General features: G+C 36.2%; 1 pseudogene. It reads left to right on the plus strand.

Going from position 1 to position 243, the window contains the following annotated elements:
• Nucleotides 1–28: 28 nt before the first annotated feature.
• A pseudogene (locus R2R70_RS22595) lies at nt 29–243 on the plus strand (aspartate phosphatase); the annotation flags it as partial.

The raw sequence follows: 243 nt of genomic DNA on the forward strand, positions 1-243 counted from the left end.
GGCAATTCAGTGTACCTGATGCAGAGATTTGAAAGCTGAGGTAGAAAAAGAAATTGAACGGATGGAAGAGGATCAGGATTTACTGATTTATTATCAATTGATGTGCTTTCGGCATCAGCTTATGCTTGATTATATCAAACATTCAGAGCAACGGTCTTTATCCATTGCAGACCTAGTGGATAAAATCGAAAATTCAAATCATAAATTATCCGGCATGCTGCATTATTATAACGCATTTTTTCG

The organism is Cobetia sp. SIMBA_158, from assembly GCF_046566945.1.
Taxonomy (GTDB): domain Bacteria; phylum Pseudomonadota; class Gammaproteobacteria; order Pseudomonadales; family Halomonadaceae; genus Cobetia; species Cobetia amphilecti.